Origin of the sequence: Pseudarcicella hirudinis (genome assembly GCF_900115665.1) — a bacterium.
In the GTDB taxonomy this organism is placed as follows: domain Bacteria; phylum Bacteroidota; class Bacteroidia; order Cytophagales; family Spirosomataceae; genus Pseudarcicella; species Pseudarcicella hirudinis.
This window is the reverse complement of the sequence record NZ_FOXH01000001.1, coordinates 110,248-133,490: the sequence shown is the minus strand read 5'-3', so window position 1 is coordinate 133,490 and position 23,243 is coordinate 110,248. Positions and strand designations below refer to the sequence as shown.

The window sequence follows — 23,243 nt, the reverse complement described above, 5'->3', positions numbered from 1 at the left end:
ACTAACAAAATGCATTGCCTGCAGGTATTTTTCAACAAATTATCGGAAAGTATTTTAATTCTGTTCCATTTTACAAAAATATCAATGAATAGTAATAAGCCGTTTGCGATTACCCTTTCAAATGAAAAAAGGAGCAGCGGAATAACACCACTGCTCCTCTGAAAAATCTGATATTCTCCTGCTAGAAAATGTACCTTAAACCCAGCTGAGCCTGCCAGCGGGAAACTAATCCGTTATCATAATAAAAAGTAGATTTCTGTGCCGTATCAAAACTATATGTCGGCACACCGCTGCCATCAACAGTAACACCTAATGGCTGAACCAGACTGGTTATTGAGGCAACCTGACGAACACCCCATTTGGAATTAATCAAGTTTCCGATGTTTAATATATTCAGACTTATCTGTATTTTATTTTTGTTTGGCAGGATATAATCCTGTAAAATGCTCAGATCCCAGTTTGAGTACCACGGACTTGTATTACCATATTTTTCAGCAATTTGCCCGCGATGTCCTGAAAGGTATTCATCCTGTGCAATATAGGCTTTCAGTCCGGCCTTCTGATTGGCAATCTGTGTGGCAGCAGGAGTCGGATCATACTGATTTACCGAGAATTTCATGGCATCAATCTGCGCATCGGTCGGGATAAACATCAGGTCATTTAAACCTGAACCATCGTTGTTCAGATCACCTGAATAAGTATAAGAATAACGTCCGCCTTTTACATATTGTGCAAATAAAGAGATGGTCGTAGCCCAGTTGGAATAAACAAATTTCCTGGAAGCACTTCCTACAAAACGATGCTGATTTCCAAATACAGAGGGTGCCAGAATAGGGGTATTCGTATGAAGCGGATTGGCAGGATTGCGATCGTAAGCATCTGAAGAAATCTCTGCCTGAATTGAGGCCGCATCCTGTGCATTCAGGTAATTGTATCCAATGTTTACATATACTCCGTTTTTCCAGGTTTTCTGAGCCTGAATAGTCCAATTCCAGGAATAACCCAGATCTGTATTGGTGAAAACATAGGCATTTGTAGGATGTTCATCTGCCTTATAAACCGGCCTGGTATCTGCTCCTGTCAATTTTCCGGTTGGCAGTTTCAAACCATAATTGCGCACCATCATAGCATTAATATCCTTGGTATAAATCAGGTCAGTGGTCAAAATCCAGCCATTCGCCAGTTTTTTGTCATAACCTAAATTACTTCTCCAAACTTGCGGAAACTTGAAGTTGGGATCAGTAACACAATAGAAATAAGAATTAGGGTTAGCCACCTGGTTCCCAATCCACACAAAAGGAAAACGTCCGGTGAATAATCCCGACCCACCTCTGATTTGCTCGGAACGATCTCCTTTTATGTCATAATTAAACCCGATTCTCGGAGAAAACAAAGGCGTTGCTTTCGGTAAAACCGTGTGATCAAACTTGACTGGGTTACCTCCTTCGTCATAGTATTGCACACTTGGATCGTAACAGCAATTTCGTTTGATGTTTTCCTCTATTTTCTCTTTGGTATTGAAATACAACGGTTTATCCATTCTCAATCCTATGGTCACAGTAAATTTCGGTGACAACTGAATTTCATCCTGTCCGTAAAAAGCCAGCTGGCCAACCTCAGTCTGTGCCAGCGCCCAGGTATTTTTCGCATTATTATCCTTGAAAGTATTGATAGCAGCCTGCACATCTTTGTCTAAAGCACCGGAATTAACAGCAGTGACAAAATCCTGCACAGAAGGATAATCCGGACCAAATGTGCCGGCATAAGCTCCAAGGTTAAAAGAGTTGTCAAAGGAAAATTTCTCCAGGGAACCGCCTAAAGTAATGGTGTTGTTTCCGGCATAAATGTTGAAATTATCGTTGATTTGGAAAACATACTGATCCAATTTATTGTGAATGGAAAATGGCTCATGCCCCGCTACGATATAACGTGTCCCATCTTTATCAATGTTGACAATCGGAAAGGGCGTAGAAAAAGGATCTCTGGTATCATTGAAAGTTGAATACCCGGCCTGTAATTTATTGGAATACTTATTGGAAAAAGCAGATTTAAGTTCTAAAAACAAGGAATTCAATTTATTGTTAATCCTGTAGCCGGAGTTATAAAATTGCAGGGTCAGAAAATCAGGTCCCCTGCGGCCCAGTGCGGAAGGGTTGGCAGGTTTATCTTTTGAAGCATCCAGAAAGCTATAGGTTGCCGTCAGTTTATGTTTATCACTAATGTTCCAGTCTAATTTAAAAATGGCTTTGGTATTATCCGTTTTATGGGTAAAATTCTCATATGGCCCGGTTTGATAACCAAATTTATCAAATAAAGTTTTGGAAACTAATTGCAGGTCAGCCGCCTGGACTCTTGAGATATTGGAACCAGACCGATCTGTGCTTGCGGCCAGAAAACCTGAACCCAGGTCTGAACGGCGTTCAATTTCCATATTGGCAAAAAAGAATAATTTATCTTTGATAATCGGCCCTCCGACGCTGAAACCATATTGTCCCTGACTCAAATCCGGAACAAAGATTTTAGAACCGGCCACTGAGCTTCCTGTCATACTCTGGTTGCGAAAATACCCAAAAGCTACCCCTGTAAATTTATTCGTACCGGATTTGGTAACAGCATTAACCGAAGCTCCGGTAAAACCAGCCTGCGTTACATCATAAGGAGCAATAGAAACCTGAATCTGATCAATAGCATCTAACGAAACCGGCTGGGCATCTGTTTGTCCTCCGGGAGTAGCGGCATCCAGACCAAAGGGGTTATTAAAAATTGCTCCGTCCAGAGAAAAGTTATTAAACTGACCATTTCTGCCACCGAAAGAGTTATTATCTCCTGCCATAGGGGTAAGTCTTGTAAAATCAGAGGCAGAACGGGTAATCGTAGGCAAAGCCCGGAGTTGTTCACTGGAAATATTTGTGGCAGCTCCCGTTCGCTGGTTATTCATTAACGCATCTGCTTTAACGGTTACTTCTTCCAATTGGGAATTTTCAGATACTAGTTTGAAATCCTGGATAAATTTCTGTCCCAGACTCAACACAACGCCTTCTATCTTTGAGATTTTATACCCGACAAATGTAGCCTGTATCAGATAAGGTCCTCCAACCCTGACATTGGGAAAGTGAAAACGACCTGAAGAACTCGTAAGGGTTCCATATTTCGAACCGGAAGGTATGTGTATTGCGACAATTGTGGCTCCCGGTAAAACTTCCCCTTTTTCATCAGAGACCAGACCACTGATAGAGGAAGTTGTCACCTGTGCCTGTATTGAAAAAGTACAAATCAATAATAATCCTGTCAAATACCGGATTGAGTTTAAAGAGAAAAGTGATTTCATAGATACATGTTTTAGATTGTGAAAAAGTAGTTTGAATGCAAAAAAAAATCCATTGACAATAAACAGAGCTTGTTCATATACCAATGGTTTTCGGATTGTTTCTACACAAAAATAAAACAGTTTCTTAGAAATGAAACAGTTGGCTTAAAAATTTAATAATAGAATGATAAAAATTTCTTAACTGTTTTGATCATTAATTTGAATATAAAATCCCCGGATTTTATCTGAAAAAGGAATAAAATTCCGATTTACAGGAAAATCCGGGGAGGTAAAAATGGCAGAAGACTACCTTACACCTGTCTGTGCAATAGCTTTGTCTATTTCAGGTTTCAAATCTGTCAGACCACTTCTTTTCAATACAATTTCTCCCTGTCTGTAAAGGATCAGATAAGGAAATGAGGTTACCGTTTTCAAAGATGAAATCAATTGCGGACTATCTTCCAGGTTAATTTCCAGAATCTTTAAAGCAGCACCATTCTCTTTTCTGAGTGAATCGAGGATAGGTTTTACCTTTTTACAAGATCCGCAGTATAAGGAACCGATGTCAACCAGCACCAGCTTGTTAGAAGCTAATACATTTTTAAACTCCGAACTGGTCAGTTCCTTTTTTGCGGTAGTAAAATAAGGTTTACCACCTCCTACCCAGCTGCCTATCCCTCCGTCTAATACCAATATTTCTTTAAAGCCTTTGCTTTTTAAATCATTGGCAACACTCACACTTCTTCCATTTCCGATTGAATAGATAAAAACAGGCTGATCCGTTTTCAGAGATTTAACAGACTTTTCGTAGTTTTCAAATTGCTGATTAAAATTGAGGGAACCATTGATATGATTCAGGGCAAATTCTTCAGCACTTCTGGCATCAATAATCTGAGCATTCGACTGCGCAGACAGTTTCGCAGAAAATACACTCAGATTTACAACCGATGATTCATTTTGTGCCTTTATCAGGGTCGTAAATGCCAATATGATGGCCATTATCAGGTTTATTCTGGTTTTCATTACGTGTTTTTCGGGAATATTTTGTTAAAAATTAAGGGATTCAAAGCATGTATTCAGATATAAAAAGGCATTTAAGCACTACAAAGGGTATTTGCTGTTAATTTTCCAAGCCCCCCCTTCGAATTTTGCCAGTACATACGTGCCATTAAGTTGGGGTTAACCAACCAGCGCAGATCTGTATTCATTTTCTGCAACTGGCTCTTCTTCCTCTACTTCCGGGCCATTGAGAGATAACTCACTTCCTTCTTTTTTAGATTTAAGGATTGGCCACAGGAACTGGGCATACCATTCTTCCTCTTTATAACTTTTTATCCCATAGGAAGCAGGATATTGACGGGAAATCAGAGCCGTTCCGAAAGTAATGTCCCAAAGGAAAAACATGTTCCCGAAATTACCTTTATAGTGTCCTACGCCATCATCAAAAGTATCTGCATGATGTGCGTGATGCGTTGCCGGGGTTGAAATTGTTCTTTCTAAAACCCAGGCAAGCGGGTGAAGCCATCTGATCTCATAGAAAGGCTTATCCCATTTGATACTTGAATGGGCAAGTTTTGTAATAAGGGATTTTAGTCCTTTCACAAACAAGGCCGGATATCCTAATCCCAGGTATACCAGAATCGTCGTTAAATAGGTCTGAGAAAAGAACAAGGTATAAATTATATTCTGGCGGGAAGCCATTGCCATACCCATGTATGGTGCAGAATGGTGTGTTCTGTGAAAACGCCATAACCAGGGTATTTCATGGTGTAAACGATGGTACCAGTATTGAGTCAGGTCGTCATAAATTGCAATAATCAATGCTCCCCAGATGAATGGCACCCAGTCGAAAATGTTTTTTGCATTTGGCAAGGCAAAAGGTAAAAACTTCAAACCGAAATAGGTTATAACCGGAGTAATTACCAGTTTGGGCAAAGTATAGCAGACGATATCAAGCAATTTCTCATTGGTATTCCATTTTTTGCCATAAAGTCCCAGAGAAAACTCTGCGACGCCCAGAATCAGCGTCAGTGCAGTCAAACCCCAGCCATTGAGGTTTTCGAATACTGCTTCTATAAATTTTATCATAGCTGTTTTTGTTTAGTATTTGTATTGTTTGGTGGTTTTAGGTTTTGCATTCGGGTCTTTTTTCAACCAGGGTTTTTCTCCCGACAGGTAAAAAGAAATAAACATGAGTATCACAGGAAGCGCATAAATGAAAAGGCTTAACAGTGCATTTTTCAGAATTCTTTGTTTGATATGATGTTCCATATTGCTATTTTTTTGAATTAATCTGAACACCGGAATGAGCAGAGATCTCAGGAGTCAGGACTTTTGTGATAAGGTGGATTCCTGTCCAGAGTATAGCGAACGGAATCACTACCAGCAGAATACCTACTATGACTTTCTTAATCAGCAGGGTAAGGTCAGATAAAACCATATTCTTATTTGTTTAGTGTTTATATTGATTTTCTGAATTTCTTTGATTGAGTTGCTGAGATAACCTGTTATTTGATCTTGTTCCAGTCAACTACGCCTACTTTTGCAGACCAGGCCTCATGTTCTCTGGCCAATTCCTTTACTTTCTCCGGAAATTTCTCTGCAAGGTTCCTTGTTTCAGAACGATCTGTTTTCAGGTTATACAATTCCCAGGGGCTGTTAATTTCTGCCACCAGTTTCCAGTCGCCTTTCCTGATAGCCCTGCTACCTTCATGCTCCCAGCAAAGAGATTCGTGTTTCTTCCCGGGCTGATTCCTGAATAAATTGAGTAAACTAAAGCCCTCCAGAGGTTTCAGTTGTTTTCCATTCAGTTCCTTCGGATATGGCACATCAGCAAGCTCCAGACAGGTTGGTAAAATATCAATCAGATGAGTCACCTGAGTATTAATCGTTCCGGCTTTGATTAATTCGGGATAATAAGCGATAAAGGGAGAGGCAATTCCTCCTTCATGCGTATTCTTTTTAAACAGCTTAAAAGGTGTATTACTCACATTTCCCCAGGGACTTTCATAACTGTCAATAGAATTTACAGAACCGGGTTCACCTGATTTTTGCGTCACATAATTCCAGTTTTTCACATCATCGGCACTTCCGCCGTTATCAGACAGAAAGAAAATAATTGTATTTTCATCTTTCTTTAGTTCCCTGAGTTTATGCAGGATTTGGCCTATGCTATAATCCATTCTGTCGATCATTGCAGCATAAATCGCCATGCGGGTATCCCATTTGTCTTTTTCTGCATCTGATAGTCCGTTCCAGTCCGGGACTTTCTCAAATTTTTCAGAAAGACGCCACTCCTTTTTAATCAGACCCAGTTGTATCAGTCTCCGGTATCTTCTGATTCTCAGTGAATCCCAGCCTGTCAGATATTTTCCTTTGTATTTTGCAATATCTTCCGGAAGTGCCTGAATCGGCCAATGCGGGGCATTATAAGTCAGATACAGAAAAAAAGGATTTTTATCATTCCGGATTTCGTCCAGTGATTTTATGGCAAAATCAGTAATAGCCTGCGTCAGATAAGGGGAAGTATCCTGTCTTTTTATTTCCTGATTATCCAGTAAAAAAGTCACTTTTCTTCCGTCATTGTAAAGCGGTTCAGAATTGAAATAACTACTACCGTTATTTTGCATAGTAAACGATTTATCAAAACCCCTGTTGGCTGCCAGAGCGGAAGGAACCAGGCCTACATGCCATTTACCTGAAACAATCGTGTTATAACCTGCCAGCTTTAGCAATTGTGCTATTGTCGCACTATTTTCACTCAGAAAACCCTGATAGGCCGGAGAGCCTTTGTCCTGTACCATATCTCCGACGCCCGCCTGATGGGGATACAAACCTGTTAACAATGAGGCTCTTGAAGGGCAGCATCTCCCGCTGTTATAAAACTGACTTAACCTTAAACCGCCTTTGGCCAGTTTATCAAGATTAGGGGTTTCAATTTCTGAACCAAAGCATCCCAGATCTGCAAAACCCATATCATCGGCCAGAATGATAATGATATTAGGTTTCTGGCCGGGTTTCTTTTGCGCCGGAAGGTTAAATTGTACTAAAATCAATAGAAAAAAGCCTGAGCAAACTACTGAAAAGGGCATTTTATAAGTCATTGATCGATTTTTTAAAGGTTTTACCAACCCGGATTTTGTGTCAGTAATTTATTCAGATCGATTTCCTGCTGCGGAATAGGATATAACAAATGTTTGGGTACTGTCACATTGGTTTTTCCCACTTTTTTCAGAGCTGCTTCAAGAATGATTTTCCCGTTGGCGTCCTTTTCTCTGATTAAGTCAAACCATCGCTGATTTTCCCATACCAATTCAAGTCTTCGGTCCAGATAAACTGAATCTCTGAATGCCGCTTTACTTAATCCCGGTGTCAGGTTGTCTAATCCGGCTCTTTTTCTTACCCTGTTTATGGAGGCATATGCTTTGGCAGTCGGGCCATTTACTTCATTTTCTGCTTCAGCATGAATCAGAAGAACTTCTGAGAATCTGATAATTGGCACATTCGCTGCCGACTCACTGAGGTTTGAAACAGTGTTGGGATCCCAATATTTATTCAGGAAGGGTATTGAATCACCGGGAGCATTTAAGGTTGCATAAAACTTTCCGTCAGAACCTTTGTATTTTGTCACGAAAGTCCCGTTGGTTTTCCGCAAATCTTTAGGAGAATACAATTTATAAATACTGAAAAACTTATCATTTCCATTGGTATAAAATCTCACCTGATCTGCAAAAGAACCGATCATACCCGGCACACCTGGTCGCGCTGAGCGTGGTGCCTGATTATTCCCCTGTCCCAGAGAATTGGATTTAAACTGAGCAGAGAAAACATGTTCTTTCCCGTTTTTGGTAGCCGGAAGAAATACATCTGCATAATTAGCAAATAAGTCATAGCCATAGGGTCCGCTGATTACCTCTTCTGCCTTGGCAACGGTTGCAGCCCATTTTTCCTGGGTAAGATAGACTTTCGATAGCAAAGACTTCGCAGCTCCGGCAGTAGCTCTTCCGGCATCTGCCCCGCTATAAGTATTCAGAAGAACGGGAACAGCTTCATTCAGATCCTTTTCAATTTGTGCATATACCTCCTTTGCAGAAGTTCTGGCAATCTGTAAATCAGCGGTTTTGATCGAAGTCTGATCCTGCAAAATCAGTGGTACATCTCCGTACAAACGCACCAGATTGAAATAAAATAATGCTCTCAAGAATTTAACTTCCCCGACCAGGCGGTTTTTGAGAGTCTGGTCAAAATTAATTCCCGGTATTTTTTCGATAGCTACATTGGCTTTTTTAATACCTGCATAGTGCTGCTGCCAGATTTGTAAAACCCTCAAACCTGTAGATGAATGGTTCAGTACTGACTGTGAACGTACATCAGGGTTGGTTGCACCTGGTCCCGGATCAATGTCGTCAGACATAAAATCCATTCCGGTAGCAAACAAAGTATTGTAAGGAGTCTGGACTGTTGATCCTCCGGAATTTAGCAGAAAATATACGGCATTTACAGCGGTAAGAGCATCCGCCTGGGTTTTATAAAATTGTTCTGAAGAAATGAACGATTCAGGGCTTTCATTAAGGTTAACACAGGAACCTGCACTAAGTCCCAAGCCTAATATCAGAGCCAGATGTTTTAATGGTTTCATAAGAATATATAATTTTTTACGAAAAATCTTTCAATAAATACTTTAGAATGAGAGAGAGATACCTCCCAAAATTGTTTTGCTGTTCGGATACACACCATTGTCTACACCACTGTTAATCGCAGATTGCCCGTTTGAACTGGCCTCAGGATCATAGCCTGTATAATTGGTAAGCGTCCAGAGGTTTTGTGCCGAAACATAAAATCTGATGGTCTTGATTTTGGCTTTTGACAAAAGCTTTTCAGGCAGAGTATAACCCAATGAGATATTTTTCAATCTCAGATACGAACCGTCTTCAATAAACCGGTCAGAAATGGTTGCAGCCGGATCCTGATAGGCACTATGAACGTCCGTTTTCGTATTGGTTTCAGTGTAACGGTTTAAAAGTGTTCTGGTAGCATTGGTGTATCCGGTACCCAATTCCAGCGTAGCTCTGTTCTGGTTATAGATTTTACCTCCGTAAGAGGCCTGAAAGAACACCGCCAGGTCAAACCCTTTGTAGTTGAAGGTATTCGTTAAACCCGCTGTAAACGATGGCTGATTGGCAATAATGATTCTGTCTCCTGCCTGTGTGATTACCCCGTCATTATTCTGGTCGACATACTGCTGCCCACCTGCTGCTTTGTTCTGAGAAGGGGTTAACGCTTTTGCCGGAGGAGTTCCGACAGGAATTAATCCGTTTGTCTGGTACACGATGAATGAACCCAAAGGCTGTCCGACTGCTGCGATGGAAGGAAGGGAGTTATCAGGAATCAACTGAGAAACACCATCTCCAAGGCTCAGCACCTGGTTTCTGTTGATGGCAAAAATCAGGTTGGAATTCCATTTAAATTTTCCGATCAGGTTTTTTGAACTTACCGCCAACTCAATTCCTTTGTTTTCAACGGCTCCGATATTCTGATAAGCCTGCGCCTGTAGTGTTGTAAAATTCAGCAAACCACTGGTTGCAGGCAAGGTGACATTCAGGAGTAAATCGGTGGTTTTTTTATAATAGATATCTGCAACAATGTTTACCCGGTTTTTAAACAGGCCCAGATCTATCCCAAAATCATATTGCGCAGTTTTTTCCCAGCTCAGGTTCGGATTGGCAATCGTATTCGGCGCAAAACCTGAAACATTCGTATTTCCGAAATTATACCTGTAAAAACCTAATTGCGAAAGGGACTGGTAAGTCGGAATCTGCTGGTTTCCTGTCAGACCACCGCTTAATCTAAATTTCAAATGCGTGATTGTCGCAATGTTTTTGATAAATTCCTCTTCTCCGGCATTCCAGGCAAAGGCTGCTGAAGGGAACGTTCCCCATTTATTCCCACTTCCAAAGCGTGAAGAACCATCTGAACGGACTGTCAGGGTAAGTAAATATTTGTCGTTGTAACCATAATTTACCCTCGCCAGAAATGATTCCAATGCCCATTTACTGGAAAGCGAAGAAGGTGTCTGAGAAGTAATCCCTGCTCCCAGGTTATTGAAACTGAATGCATCTGTTGCAAATCCTGCCGCAGCAGCAACAGATCCCTGCGTAACAGAGGATTGCTGGGTAAAACCGATTATTGCATTGAAATTATGAATATTATTGATGTTTTTGGTATAACTCAATGTATTTTCATTGAGCCAGTTACTCGTAAATATCGAGCCAACCTGTGCAATTCCTCCTAAACCTGCACTTTCATAAACAGTGGAAGGACGATAGCGGTTTTGTTTGTTGTCGATGATGTCTGTACCTACCAGAACTTTCGCCACCAAGCCATCAAGAATGGTGTATTCTCCGGAAACGTTAGCCAATATACGATTAGTTCTTGTCTCGTTTACCTGATTCAGTAAGGTGTTAATCGGATTGGAATATGTCCCTTCAAACGGTGTTTTTATTAAGAACGAGCCATCTGGGTTATAAATCGGAACAGCCGGAGACATTAATAAAAGGTTAGGAACAACCGAAGCAGGCGCTACCTGAGCGTTTGAAGTACTTGCTGTGATATAGGTAGATAATCTCAGTTTTTTGCTATAATCGTGTTCAACGTTCAAACGACCTGAATATCTTTCAAAACCTGTATTCCGGATAACGCCATCCTGTTTGAAATAGTTACCTGAAATAGCCAGTCTGGTTTTCTCAGAGCCTGTTAAAATTGAAATACTGTGACTTTGTATAGCTGCCTCTCTGAAAGCGGCTGATTGCCAGTCTGTTCCCTGTCCAAGACTATCTAACTGGGCTTTTGAATATTGAGGGGCTTTTCCGGAGTTAATCAAAGCATCGTTTCTGAGGGCTCCCCATTCTCCCGCAGTCAGCAAGGGAATCGTTTTCACTACACTCTGCACCCCGTAATAACCATCGTAATTGATTGAAGACTTCCCTCCTGTACCTTTTTTGGTATTAATAATTACAACCCCGTTTGCTCCTCTTGAACCGTAAATGGCTGTAGCAGAGGCATCTTTTAAAACATCAATCGACTCAATATCAGAGGTATTAATTGAGGAAAGCGGGTTAATTTTAGGGCCATCAGTTACGCCTGCATCGTTTAGTGATTCATCATTATAGACAGGAAATCCATCTATCACATACAAAGGCTGTGTTCCGGCAGTTATAGAGCCGCTCCCACGTACCTGTACGCTCACACCACCTCCTGGTTGTCCGGTCGACTGTGTAACCTGCACTCCGGCAATAGCTCCCTGCAATAGTCTTTCGACCGAGCTTACCGGCTGGCTTTTTATTTCTATCGGAACTGAAGCAACTGAGCCTGTGATGTCACTTCTTTTCTGAGTTCCATAACCAATCACGACCACTTCATCCAATTTAAAACCTTTGGATTCTACCAGAGATATTTTCAGGGTTTCCAGTTCATATACCTCAATTTCCTGTTTTTTATATCCTACGAAAGTGGCTAATACAGTAAAAGGAGGCTTTTTATTGGATTTGAAAGTAAAATTTCCACTAACATCTGTAAGTGTTCCGCCAGGCGAACCCTTGATTGCCACCGCTGCTCCTATTATGGGCTCCTTGGTTTTCGAATCAATTACCTTACCTGTAATCGTGGAGGATTGCTGAGCAAATCCTTTCTCCGAAACGATCAGGGTAAAAAGCAATATGATGAGGAATTGTAAATTGCGCTTCATAAAAAACTTAGTCTATAGTATTTCTATTTTATTATTTTAAAAAAATTGACGGCCTCTTAGTAATCAATTGTAACAGTATTCAGCTTGCCGTTAAATTCAAAAGGTATTTTGTACTTTTCTGTGACTGGAGAAACAAGATCCTTTCCGATTTCTATACTTTCATAATTCCCGAGAGCTGCTTTCAAGGTTTTCTCAATACGTCCTTCTCCAACTTTTTCATTATTTACATAGAGAATTCCTGTACCGCCAGCTCCGGTCTGTCCGCCATCATATTTAAATTCAAACTTCAGTTGAAGTTTCCCGGTCGAAAGTGGTTTTTTAGCGGAGATATAGGTCTTTTCAACCCCGTTATTGTAAACAAACTGAAGCGTATTATTCTGAATGTAAAAGCTTATTCCGGCCGACCAGCCACCTGAGGAGAATAAAACCCCTTCTGCTGGTTTGCTGATATTAGTTTCTGCCGTTAAGGTAAACGATTTGTTATTCAGTCTCGGTGCCAGTCCATCAAATGCCTGTTTGATTCCTGCGTACAGCACAATATGATTGGTACTGTCAAAAACAGAAGGAGGTGTTGATGGGATCGACTCATCTTTTAAGGGATAAACATTGTATTTCCATGCCTGAGCATCAAAGAGTTCCTGCAATTCTTTCAGTTTTTCGGGAAATCTGGCAGCCAGGTCAAACCGTTCGTTGATGTCTTCATTCAAATTGTATAATTCCCAGACATCTTTACTGAAGTCCCCTCCTTTTTTATGCAGTGTTCCGGCCTTCCATCCATCTTTATAAATAGATCTTGATCCCATAATTTCATAATGCTGAATGGTATGGCGGCCTGGTGCACCGGCATATTCAAGGCTGTAAACCAGACTGGTTCCTTCTATAGGTTCCTGAGGATATCCATTCAGAATAGTAGGAACCTTTGCACCGGTCAGTTCGATGGTTGTAGGCAGAATGTCAATGACATGGCTGTATTGATTTCTGATTCCACCTTTTTCCTTAATTCCTTTCGGATAAAAAACGATGAGAGGATTATGCGTACCACCTTCAGAATTGGCATCCTGCTTCCAGTGTTTAAAAGGTGTGTTGGTAGCCTGCGCCCAGCCCAGAGGATAATTGGGTCTTGATTTTTCTGTTCCCAGGAGCTCTATCTGTTCGATATTTTTCTGAAGTCTTTGTTCCTCCGTCCAGGAAGGGTCAAAATTATTTATTTGTCCGACAAACGTTCCTTCCTTACTCGCTCCATTGTCACCGATTGAAACAAAAACCAGGGTGTTATCTAACTGACCGATTTCTTTCAGGTAATTCAGCACACGACCAATTTCATAATCTGTATGTGAAACAAAGCCTGCATACACTTCAAAAAAGCGGGCATACAGTTTCTTTTCATTGGCAGAAAGTGATTCCCAGGCTTTCAAAGAGGCATTTCTATCCGGTAAAACGGTTTCTTTGGGAACGAGACCCAGTTTAATTTGTCTCGCTAAAACCTCTGTGCGGTAAGCATCCCAGCCTTTATCAAATTTTCCTTTGTATTTATCCGACCAGACTTTGTCAACCTGATGAGGTGCATGACCTGCTCCCGGGGCGAAATACAGGAAGAATGGTTTATTCGCTGCCACTGACTTTTGTTCGGCAATATAGCCGATTGCTTTGTCGGCAATTAAAGTAGTAAAATGCTTTGAAGCGGGTTCAACATCTACTTTTCTGGTATCTTCCCAGACCTGAGGATGATACTGATCTGTTGAACCGGAAAGGAAACCATAATAATGGTCAAATCCTCTCCCGGTAGGCCAGCGGTTGAATGGTCCGGCCGGAGAAGCATCCGCATAAGGTGTAAGATGCCATTTTCCCAAGGCATACGTATTGTAACCGTTTTCTCTTAAAATTTCAGCGATAGTTGCTTTTTCAAAAGGCAGATATCCATCATAGCCCGGTGTTCCGATGGCAGTCTGCGGAAACAATCCCATATGAACTGAATGAGAATTTCTGCCTGTCAACAAAGCTGCTCTTGTAGGGGAGCAGATGGCTGTTGTATGAAAATTAGTATATCGTAATCCATTATTAGCCAGACTATCCAGATTTGGCGTCTCAATTAATCCTCCAAAAGCACTGGTTGCACCGAAACCCACATCATCCAGCAGGATCCATACAACATTTGGTGCGCCTTTGGCCGCTTTATTCCGGTCCTGCCAGACCTGTCTGGTTTCAGAAACTGTTTTTCCGAGCTTTCCGGTAAAAGGTATCGTCGGACTGTATTGAGCACTGGCATTTTTTCCGGTAAATATTGCCAGAAAGGTAACTGCTGCTATCGATCTGATTATATTTCTGTTAACTGAATATATAGGTAAAATCTTTTTCATTGGAGAGTTGTTTTAATTCGTCCGCTTTTTCAGCAACGTGTTTAATTGAAATTGAACGGTATTTTCCATAAAAACCTGCCTGATCCCAAGAAAATCCTGAGAACAGATTATTTTACGGTATAGTATATTCGTGCAGTACCGCAAATTTCCCGGAACGGAAAAATTTGTCATACCTGTCAGAATACTGCCAATAAATTAAATTTGCGTACCGGGTCATTCAAGACAAACCGGTTGTAGAAAACCTAAAGAATTATCTCAGGATCTGATAAGGATTCAATCAGTCAGGAGTTTCATTGGAAAATTAAAGGGAAAGACTCTTCTGTTAGCAACAACAGCAAGGTTGATATGAGGGATCCGGATATGAAAAAACCACCTCTGACGTCCTTTCAGGACGTGATAATAGTTCACAATTTTTCATTGTTTCTTTTTAGATTAAAGAATGTGATAACTGCTTAAATTTTACCTGCTGGTGGTTAACAAGGAAAATTTTAATTACTCTATAATTTCGATAGGCAAAGTTGTTTAATAAAATCTAAACTTCCAAATATTTTTCAGAAAACTGCGGTTATTTTATTTTAAAGGCTCTTTTATAGCAAAAATTTAGTCATTTCTACTCAGTATTATTCTATATCAGACATAAAAAAGGTAAAAATCAAACCTTTCGGGCAATTGATTTTTACCTTTTTTTAAGAATGTAATCTTTTATTTCTTACCGGTAAGCTTTTTAATTACATCCAGTTCTTCCTGTTTATATGGTTTACCATCTTTTGTAAAGATGTCATGGAACCATAATTTTGGTTCACCTCCGTCCGGCATTGGAGTATCCCAGGCGTAGATCGTATTGGTTTTACCTGCAACCAACCCCCAGTTGTATGCTCCGATGTTCTCTTTTTTCAAAATCGGCATGATATTACTAAAAAGGCTGTTTCTTGAACGTGCCATATATTCGGTACAAATCAGCGGGCGTTTTGAAACGCTTCTTAGAGTATCAATCCATTTTTGGTGATCGATTGGATCTCCGTAATTATGATAGGTTGTAACGTCAGAATTTTTAAGCTGGAAATCAGAAAGTTCTTTTAATTTCTTGTCCCAAACCCCTGCAGAAAGAGGCTGATCCGGATTTACTTCTCTACCCCATTCGAAAACTTTTTTCAGTAATGGCATGCTTTTATTACGATAACCAGAATTACCCGGTTCATTATATAAGTCCCAAAGCACAATTCTTTTATCATGTCCGAAAGTTGTCAAAACATCTTTCACGTAAATTTCAAGCGTTTCAGTCAGGGCATTGTCCTGATGAATCAGATCCCCCGGATCACGTACCCAGCCTGAATTATGAATTCCCGGTTTCGGATCAGGTTGCTTTCCGGCTTTATAAGTTGGATTCCAGCAGTCATCAAATAATACAAAAATGGTTGAAATATGATGTTTTGCCGCAATATCCAGGTATGTTCCTACACGTTTCTTGAAGCCGGTTTTATCAATTTCCCAGGCTTTATGGTGTAAATAAACACGCATTGAATTTAATCCGGCACTTTCTGCATAACCTAATTCCCTATCAATTGTAGCAGGATCAAACGATTCTGCCTGCCACATTTCCAGCTGATTAATGGCGGTACTGGGAATAAAATCGCTGCCACGGAGCCATCCCCACTTTTTATACCATGTTTTTGCCTTTTCTACAGTCCAGATCGCTCTGGGTTTCTGTATTAAATCAGCCTTTTTCGGCGTAAAATTCAGAAAGAGAAGACATGCCAGTATTCCCGGGATTAAACAGCTTTTTAACATTTTCATTTTTAAAAAGATTTATAGTAATACAATGAATTAATTTTTACCTGAAGGTATGTTGATTTTCTCACCTGCTTTTACGGGTTTGCCAAAATCCGGTGTTCCGTCTGCTTTCCAGCCAAATTTCTGAGCTCTGGGAGAACGATGCTGTCCGCAGCCTTGTCCCGATTCCGCATTGGCATGGTATAAGATCCAGTCTTCTTTGCCATCAGGTGATTTAAAGAAAGAATTATGTCCGGGTGCAAAAACGCCATTTTCAGGAGATTGTTTAAAAACAGGCTGGGCTGTTTTTTTCCAGTTTTCAGGATTCATTAAATCTGCTGAGGCCTCAGCAGTAAGCATCCCTAAAGCATAAAAATCTGTCCAGCAACCGCTTGCAGAATAAATTACAAATATTTTCTTTCCATGTTTTAGAATCTGAGGACCTTCATTGACATTTACATGAGGAGGATTGTATTTGTCATGCAGGTCACCATGTTTCTCCCAGTCATAATCCGAACCGGAAAGCTTTGCTCTCTTTCCTTCTATTGTCCAGGGATTTTTCATTTTTGCGATATAAATATTCTGTTGTCCGTTTACATCTCCTTCCCATCCTGACCAAATCATGTATAATTGTCCCAGGTGTTCAAAAACATCTCCGTCAATTGCCCATTTATCAGAAGCTTCTGACACTTTTCCTTTAAATATCCACTCTCCTTTCATAGGATCTTTTGAGGCATTTTCGAGAACATACATTCTGTGGTTATCATTTTTACCATCATCTGCGGCAAAATACATATACCATTTCCCCTGTAAAAAATGTAATTCCGGAGCCCAGAGTTCTTTTGAATGCATCGTTCCTGCCGACGGTGTCCAGATTGTTTTACTTTCTGCGGTAGCAAGGTCTGCCAAATTTCCGGTTTTCCATATCACCAATTTATCCTGCATTGTATTGGTATAATAATAGTATCCATCTTTATAAATGCTCCAGGGATCTGCACCGGAAGGCAAAAGCGGATTGGTAAAGGTGGATTGCCCGTTTGACTGTATGATGGCAGCCAGCAGACAAATCATGGTTAATATTACTTTCTGGTTTACTTTTTTCATTGTTTTAGTTTTACCTTATTCCTGACAATCAATATATTAAATTTATTTTTACTTTCATGCTGCAACGTTTGACCAGTCTTCAATAAATTCCTGCAATTTCAAAACCGGGACAAAGGATATTCCTTATCAATAAACAGGCCTTCAGGAGTTTCAGCGAAGTCTGTTTCAAAGCATCTGCTGTTTTAGCATCCTCTGATTCTCCTGATAAAAAGCATGTTTTTGAGTAAAGTGTCAAATCAAACATGCTGAGCCCGATAACCGGAAAAAGCCATTAGGTTTAGAAGATAAGGCGTCTCCTATGATTGTCCAAATTTTAAAGTTTAGGGAACAGGTAATTTAAATATTAAAGTTTTTCACTTAGTTATCTGTTACTTTGAGGTAATGAAAAGTATTTTGCTCAGGTTCAAAAACAGCTGTTTTTCCCTGTTTTTTCAGCATATGAAACTGAATAACTGCGGTTCTTCTTTTAGCCACTTTTTCTGCTGAATTGTGGGTATGAAAAACGTAATTCAGTTTCCCGTCTGCATCTCTGAAAAAATCACCGTGCCCTGTTCCGTTCTGCCCGATATTCTTTCTGCTCAGAATCGGATTTCCCTCATATTTCTGCCAGGGACCATAAGGGCTGGTGCTGGTGGCATAACCTACCGCATAGTCAGGATTTCTGAAATCATTAGCGGTATAAAAAAGATAATAAAGTCCATTTCGTTTCATTACAGTCGGACCTTCAGCAACAGGCCATTCTGCATTCGCAGTATTCTCCCAGGGCTCCGTTGCTGAAATGCATTCCTTCAGGGTTTCCGGTTTAATATCAGTTAATTCTTCATTCAATTCAGCGACGAAAAGTCTGTTCCCTTTCGCTAATCTGACATGATAAAGGTATATTTTGCCATCGTTGTCGAAATAAACAAAAGGATCTATCTGTTTAACAGATGCTTTAAGTGCTCTCATTTCTTTCTGTACAAATGGTCCCAAAGGGCTGTTACTCTCTGCGATAGCTATTTGTTCATCAGCCACATAAGCTATGTAATATTTCTTTTTGTAAGAAAAAACCTGAGGGGCCCAAAAGCCTCCGTTGCCAAAAGCTTCTCCTTTTTTAAGGGCATATCCTTTATCCTGCCAGTTTTTCTGATCGGTTGATGTATATACCTTAAATCCAGATCCTGCATTTCCTTCTACCGTTCCATAGAGATAATAGGTCTTATCTGAACGGAAAATGGCCGGATCTGCCAGATAAATCTGCTTATCTGTATCCTGACCAGCCTGACTTAAGGCTTTCAGCTGGCTTATTGAAGATAAAACGATTATCCATAAAACTGTTTTCCATTTTTTGCTGATTCTTTTTCTGTTCCAATTCATTTGCACACCAGAGAGTTATAAATTATGAAAAGTATGTCTGATTAGTTATTTTAAAAACAAACTGCACCATGTATAGGAAGCGTCCGGGAGATTTCCGGAAACAGGTTCAATGTATTCCGCCCTGCTTTTTCCTGTATTTTCCTGTAAGCTCAGGTTAAAACCTATCCTGGAACCAGGGCCAGGCTTTCCTCCCAGTATTTTCCAGGGAATTGCCAATTCCTGAACATATCCATTTCCTGTTTTCAGGCTTTGAGTCTGTATTCCGGAAAAACCTGATTTTTCTACCCATTCTGCCTTTGATCCCTCTCTGACAATCAGCTTATTATCAGCTGTAAGAAAGAACTGAAAGATTCCTTCTGCTGGTTTATCAGTAGCTTTGTTCAGAGCATCAATTGAATAAACGATCCCGTCATTTTGGTCTGCAGATGAAGTTACATAGACATTTTCATCTCTGACATCTGCAGAGAGATAAAGATAATTTTCATCAAATGCCATGTTGCCCCTGGCCTGTGTCCGGCTTTTTTGTCCGACAAATACCGGAAACAGCCCTTTCCAGGGATCTTCATTTAACATGCCGTCTACCTTGATCTGACTTTTATAAGCTTCCAGTTCAGGAATAGCCATTCCTTTTATCATCCATACTTCTGAATTATTGCTGAAAGCATTGGTACTTGTAAGTGCCACCACGGTATTATCCTGAATAACCGACAGACTGTTCCATAAACCTGATTTATCGGCCGGAATCACAAAGGGCACAGATTTTCTGCTGAAATTCAGGGCGTTCTCATCTCCTATTACGACTTTCATTTCGGAGAAATCCATTTTATTGGTACGGTCTTCTGTTCCCTGATAAGATAAAATAGTTTCTCCGCTTTGCAATTGTCTCAGATAAGGTGCGCCTGCATAAATTTCATCATCAATTTTCTCAAAAAGTGCATAATTTCTGTTTGTACTCTGAGCACTTACTGTTTCCTGCCAGTTATTCTGAAGCGTACTGCGAATGAGATAAGGTTTGAAATTGGTAAAACCATTGTCCTCAATTGAAAAGACGATATCTTTCCCGTTTTTCAGCAAAAGCGGAGAAGGCATTCCATCTCTTTTCCCGGCTCTGAAACTTACAATTTTCGGACTTTTCGACCAGCTCATTCCATTGTCTGCCGAACTGAGCATGGAAATATTCTGCTCATCAGAATAAGGGTAAATTCCTTCATTGGCAAAAAAGAGCTGAATTTCTCCGTTGGGCAACTGAACAGCGGCAGGTTCCCAGCAGCCATTTTCAAACTGATAACCTGCTTCATACAATAATCGCTCATCTTTCCAGGAAATCCCTCCGTCATAACTTTTTATCGTTCTGATCGCAAACCTGCGGGAAGGGTCTGTCAGGTAAGGTCTTGGATTATAACATACCAGAATCGACTGGTCTTTCAGTTCAAGTATATCCGGAACCGCCATATTGATTCCTTCCTGTCTTGCTGCAATGGTAAGGGGTTGAGACCATGAATTTCCAAGATCTTTGCTTTTTACCACCTTGATATTTCCATCCGCTTCATATACACACATCAGTGACTGATCGTGTAATTGAATCATTCTGGCATATCCGCAGTATTTTTCGCCGGAAGCTGAAGAGGATACTTTACGCAAAGTAGTATAATCCCAGGCAATACGGATTCCGTTAACCGGTGTTTCAGACTGAATTGTTTCTTCAGTATTATTTTGTTTGCCGGGGTTTATCACGACACTTTTTCCGCAGCCTGCTACCAAAGTTATGCTTCCCAGAAAGATGGAGATGATCCGTTTTATTTTCATCTGAATTTATTTCCCGGTCAATTTTCTGAAAACTTCTGCTTCTTCTTTAATATAAGGCGTGCCATCCTGTCTGAAAATATCATGAAACCATAGTTTCGGTTCAGCAGAATAGGCTTTTGTCCAGCTATCCCAGGGATAAATAGTCTGGCTTTTTCCGCTGACAAATCCCCAGTTAAACATGCCGACGTTATATTTTTTTGCGATCGGTAAATCCCCCTGAAAAGTACTTCCGTTTGGTCTTGCCATGTACTCGGTACAGATAATCGGGCGATCATATCTTTGCAGCAGTTTGATTCTTTTTTCAAATTCTTCCGGACTATCGTAATTATGAAATGAAATAATATCGGATTCTTCCAGTTGCAGTTTCTCAATTGGTTTCATTTTCTCATGAACTGACCAATCGCCCACCCAAACACCAGAGGTAAGAGGCTGTGAAGGGTTTACAGAGCGTGCCCACTGAAAAGTTTTTTTCAGCAATGGCAACACATAGCTCACTTTGTCAGGTAAATCAACTTTCTCATAAGATGGCCCGGTCGGATTATCCGGTTCATTCCAGAGGTCCCAGCCTAAAATGCGGTTATCATTGGCAAAACGGGCAAGAATTCCTTTCACATATTTTTCCAACCGCGGATATTGAGCAGAATCTTTCAAAGCATAATATCCGGGACTTTGCACCCATCCTGAATTATGTACAAAAGGTTTCGGGGCTCTCTGCTTTCCGGTTTTAGGGAAAGGATCCCAGCAGGAATCGAACAATACGAACAGAGGTTTGATATGATGTTTTTCCGAAATTTTCAGAAAAGTGTCTATTTTCTTATAAAAACCAAGTGAATCTTCCTCAAAAAGTAAATCATGCAGAAACACCCTTGAGGTATTCATGCCAAGAGATTCAGCAAAGCCTGACTCTTTGTCAATCGTTAAACTGTCGAAAGTATCCGACTGCCACATTTCGAGCTGGTTAACAGCAGTACTGGGAATAAAATTTGCTCCGACAAGCCATCCCTGTTTGTTGTACCAGCTTTTTGCATGCTCTTTCGTCCAGATCTCTCTGGCATTTAATGTTTCGGTGTTATGCTGTTGTTTGGATAAGCATCCCTGAAAAAACAGACTTCCAACTATTAATGCTATAATTTTAATCAATTTCATACGTACTGTAAGTTAAAAACCGGTGTATAATTTATTGATATACAACCATTTATTCGAATTTCAGAAAACGGGAATCAGGAAGAAAGACTTCCTTCCTGATTCCGGCATATTAATACCCTTTATTTTGTTTGAGGTTAATATTGTTTTCCACTTCATTCTGAGGAATAGGCAGACGATTATGTTTGCCTGGAACGAAGTTTTTGAAATCAGGATCACGCTGAGAAATAACATCAACTTTAGACTGTACGTCAAGATCTCCCCAACGTTTTAAGTCAACCCATCTCAAACTTTCACCACATAATTCCAATTCTCTTTCGATTTTCAAACGTTCTCTGAATTTATCTTTATCAGTTCCCGTTTCAGGATAGGCAGTTGTTAAAGGAAGCATTTTAGAGCGACTGCGAACCATATCTACATATTTAACAGCATCACCGGTTTGTCCGAGTTCATTCAATGCTTCTGCATAAAGTAAGAGTATATCTGCATAACGGATCATTCTTTCATTAACCTGAGAATAATAGTCTTCATTATTGCGGTAATAATCTCTGGAATATTTCTTAAACCATGCTTCATCGGCATCCCATTGCCAGCTTCTTCCATAAATTTTATCCCCGAAATCAGCTTCCAGACCCGGATAAAACAAAGTGTATCTCAATCGCGGATCAATTTTTCCGTCAGCGGTTTTCTCCTTTTTAAATTCAGCGACAATCCAGTTTCTGGCCTGTCCGTCAGACCAGCCTATACTTCTGGGTGCAAAGAACTGGGCTCTTGTATTTCCCATGCTGGCATTGGTGTTATCTCCGTCAGCACCTTTATTGGCATCAGAAAACTGGATTTCAAAAACGGATTCAGTATTGTTTTCATTCAAATGCGTGAAATTATCCTGAAAATTATCGACAAGCTTATAATATCCTTTCCCTTCACCAGTTACGAGGTAATCGAAAGCACTTTTCGCTTTCTGCCAGTCGTGCTGCTGCATATACACTTTCCCCAGCAAGGCCATGGCTGCACCTTTGGTAGGACGCCCGACATTTGCATCGTCCCATGAGCCCGGTAATGCCCCGGAGGCTTCTGTCAGATCTTTTATCACTTGCGCCCATACCTCTTCCAGGGTATTTTGTTTAGGTAAATCTTCGGGAGTTGAGGTTTTTAAAACCAGGGGCACATTTTCCCAAAGGATAGCAGCATAGTAATAATGTAAAGCTCTCAGAAATTTTGCCTGAGCCAGAATCTGGTCTTTCTTCCTGCTGTCTGTAAACTGTATACCCGGAACTTTATCCAGCACCTGATTACATCTGAAAATCGCTTTGTAGGTATCTCTCCAGGTATTTGAATTTCCTTCCCAGAAATTGTAATTAATGTATTGAAAACGAGTCCAGTCGCCTAATTCTATCCAGGGACTTTTACTGAATCCTTCATCTGAAGTAAGATCAAGTCTGAAATACATCCATCTGCTCCAGATACCGGGTTTATAAAACATGGCATACGCTGCATTTATTCCCTGCTGTGCATCGCTTTCACTTTTCCAGAACTGTTGTTCTGTAAGTGTATTGGGGTTTGGTTGATCAAGTAAATCATCCTGACACGCAGAGAAACCTGTGCTAAGTAGTGCCAGAAGTATTGCAATTTTTATTTTTTTCATAAGTCGTTTCAA

Annotated in this window: 15 protein-coding genes; all 15 read right to left on the bottom strand. The window is 40.4% G+C overall.

What is annotated here, in order from left to right:
* Positions 1 to 181: 181 nt before the first annotated feature.
* The 15 genes from BM179_RS00405 to BM179_RS00345 all read right to left on the bottom strand — a co-directional run bounded on the left by BM179_RS00405 (position 182) and on the right by BM179_RS00345 (position 23,231).
* Positions 182 to 3,328, bottom strand: coding sequence for a TonB-dependent receptor (locus tag BM179_RS00405; protein ID WP_092010466.1), 3,147 nt, complete (start codon positions 3,326 to 3,328; stop codon positions 182 to 184).
* 285 nt (positions 3,329 to 3,613) lie between these two features.
* Positions 3,614 to 4,330: a rhodanese-like domain-containing protein gene (locus BM179_RS00400; protein ID WP_092010463.1), complete on the bottom strand. Its 717-nt coding sequence runs from the start codon at positions 4,328 to 4,330 to the stop codon at positions 3,614 to 3,616.
* Between the two features lie 156 nt (positions 4,331 to 4,486).
* Positions 4,487 to 5,395, bottom strand: a complete 909-nt coding sequence (locus BM179_RS00395) for a sterol desaturase family protein (protein WP_092010460.1) — start codon at positions 5,393 to 5,395, stop codon at positions 4,487 to 4,489.
* A gap of 12 nt (positions 5,396 to 5,407) precedes the next feature.
* Positions 5,408 to 5,578 carry a hypothetical protein gene (locus tag BM179_RS25655; RefSeq protein WP_177219262.1) on the bottom strand — a complete coding sequence of 57 codons (171 nt, stop codon included), beginning with the start codon at positions 5,576 to 5,578 and terminating at the stop codon, positions 5,408 to 5,410.
* Positions 5,579 to 5,582: 4 nt separating this feature from the next.
* Positions 5,583 to 5,747, bottom strand: a complete 165-nt coding sequence (locus BM179_RS25150) for a hypothetical protein (RefSeq protein ID WP_177219261.1) — start codon at positions 5,745 to 5,747, stop codon at positions 5,583 to 5,585.
* 67 nt (positions 5,748 to 5,814) lie between these two features.
* Positions 5,815 to 7,410 carry an arylsulfatase gene (locus BM179_RS00390; RefSeq protein ID WP_229632867.1) on the bottom strand — a complete coding sequence of 532 codons (1,596 nt, stop codon included), beginning with the start codon at positions 7,408 to 7,410 and terminating at the stop codon, positions 5,815 to 5,817.
* Between the two features lie 20 nt (positions 7,411 to 7,430).
* Positions 7,431 to 8,945, bottom strand: a complete 1,515-nt coding sequence (locus BM179_RS00385) for a RagB/SusD family nutrient uptake outer membrane protein (RefSeq protein ID WP_092010457.1) — start codon at positions 8,943 to 8,945, stop codon at positions 7,431 to 7,433.
* 42 nt (positions 8,946 to 8,987) lie between these two features.
* On the bottom strand, positions 8,988 to 12,050 hold the full coding sequence (locus BM179_RS00380; protein WP_092010454.1) for a SusC/RagA family TonB-linked outer membrane protein: 3,063 nt from the start codon (positions 12,048 to 12,050) through the stop codon (positions 8,988 to 8,990).
* Positions 12,051 to 12,106: 56 nt separating this feature from the next.
* Positions 12,107 to 14,407, bottom strand: a complete 2,301-nt coding sequence (locus BM179_RS00375; RefSeq protein WP_092010451.1) for an arylsulfatase — start codon at positions 14,405 to 14,407, stop codon at positions 12,107 to 12,109.
* Between the two features lie 702 nt (positions 14,408 to 15,109).
* Entirely contained in the window at positions 15,110 to 16,201 is a 1,092-nt protein-coding gene (locus BM179_RS00370) for a glycoside hydrolase family 2 TIM barrel-domain containing protein (RefSeq protein WP_143095105.1), read from the bottom strand.
* 30 nt (positions 16,202 to 16,231) lie between these two features.
* Positions 16,232 to 17,281 carry a glycoside hydrolase family 43 protein gene (locus BM179_RS00365; protein WP_092010447.1) on the bottom strand — a complete coding sequence of 350 codons (1,050 nt, stop codon included), beginning with the start codon at positions 17,279 to 17,281 and terminating at the stop codon, positions 16,232 to 16,234.
* Between the two features lie 357 nt (positions 17,282 to 17,638).
* Positions 17,639 to 18,637, bottom strand: coding sequence for a glycoside hydrolase family 43 protein (locus tag BM179_RS00360; protein ID WP_092010444.1), 999 nt, complete (start codon positions 18,635 to 18,637; stop codon positions 17,639 to 17,641).
* A gap of 45 nt (positions 18,638 to 18,682) precedes the next feature.
* The gene (locus tag BM179_RS00355; protein WP_092010441.1) at positions 18,683 to 20,443 is read right to left on the bottom strand and encodes a sugar-binding protein; all 1,761 of its coding nucleotides are present in this window, start codon (positions 20,441 to 20,443) and stop codon (positions 18,683 to 18,685) included.
* Between the two features lie 6 nt (positions 20,444 to 20,449).
* Entirely contained in the window at positions 20,450 to 21,589 is a 1,140-nt protein-coding gene (locus BM179_RS00350) for a cellulase family glycosylhydrolase (RefSeq protein WP_092010438.1), read from the bottom strand.
* 109 nt (positions 21,590 to 21,698) lie between these two features.
* The gene (locus tag BM179_RS00345; protein ID WP_092010435.1) at positions 21,699 to 23,231 is read right to left on the bottom strand and encodes a RagB/SusD family nutrient uptake outer membrane protein; all 1,533 of its coding nucleotides are present in this window, start codon (positions 23,229 to 23,231) and stop codon (positions 21,699 to 21,701) included.
* Positions 23,232 to 23,243: the final 12 nt, after the last annotated feature.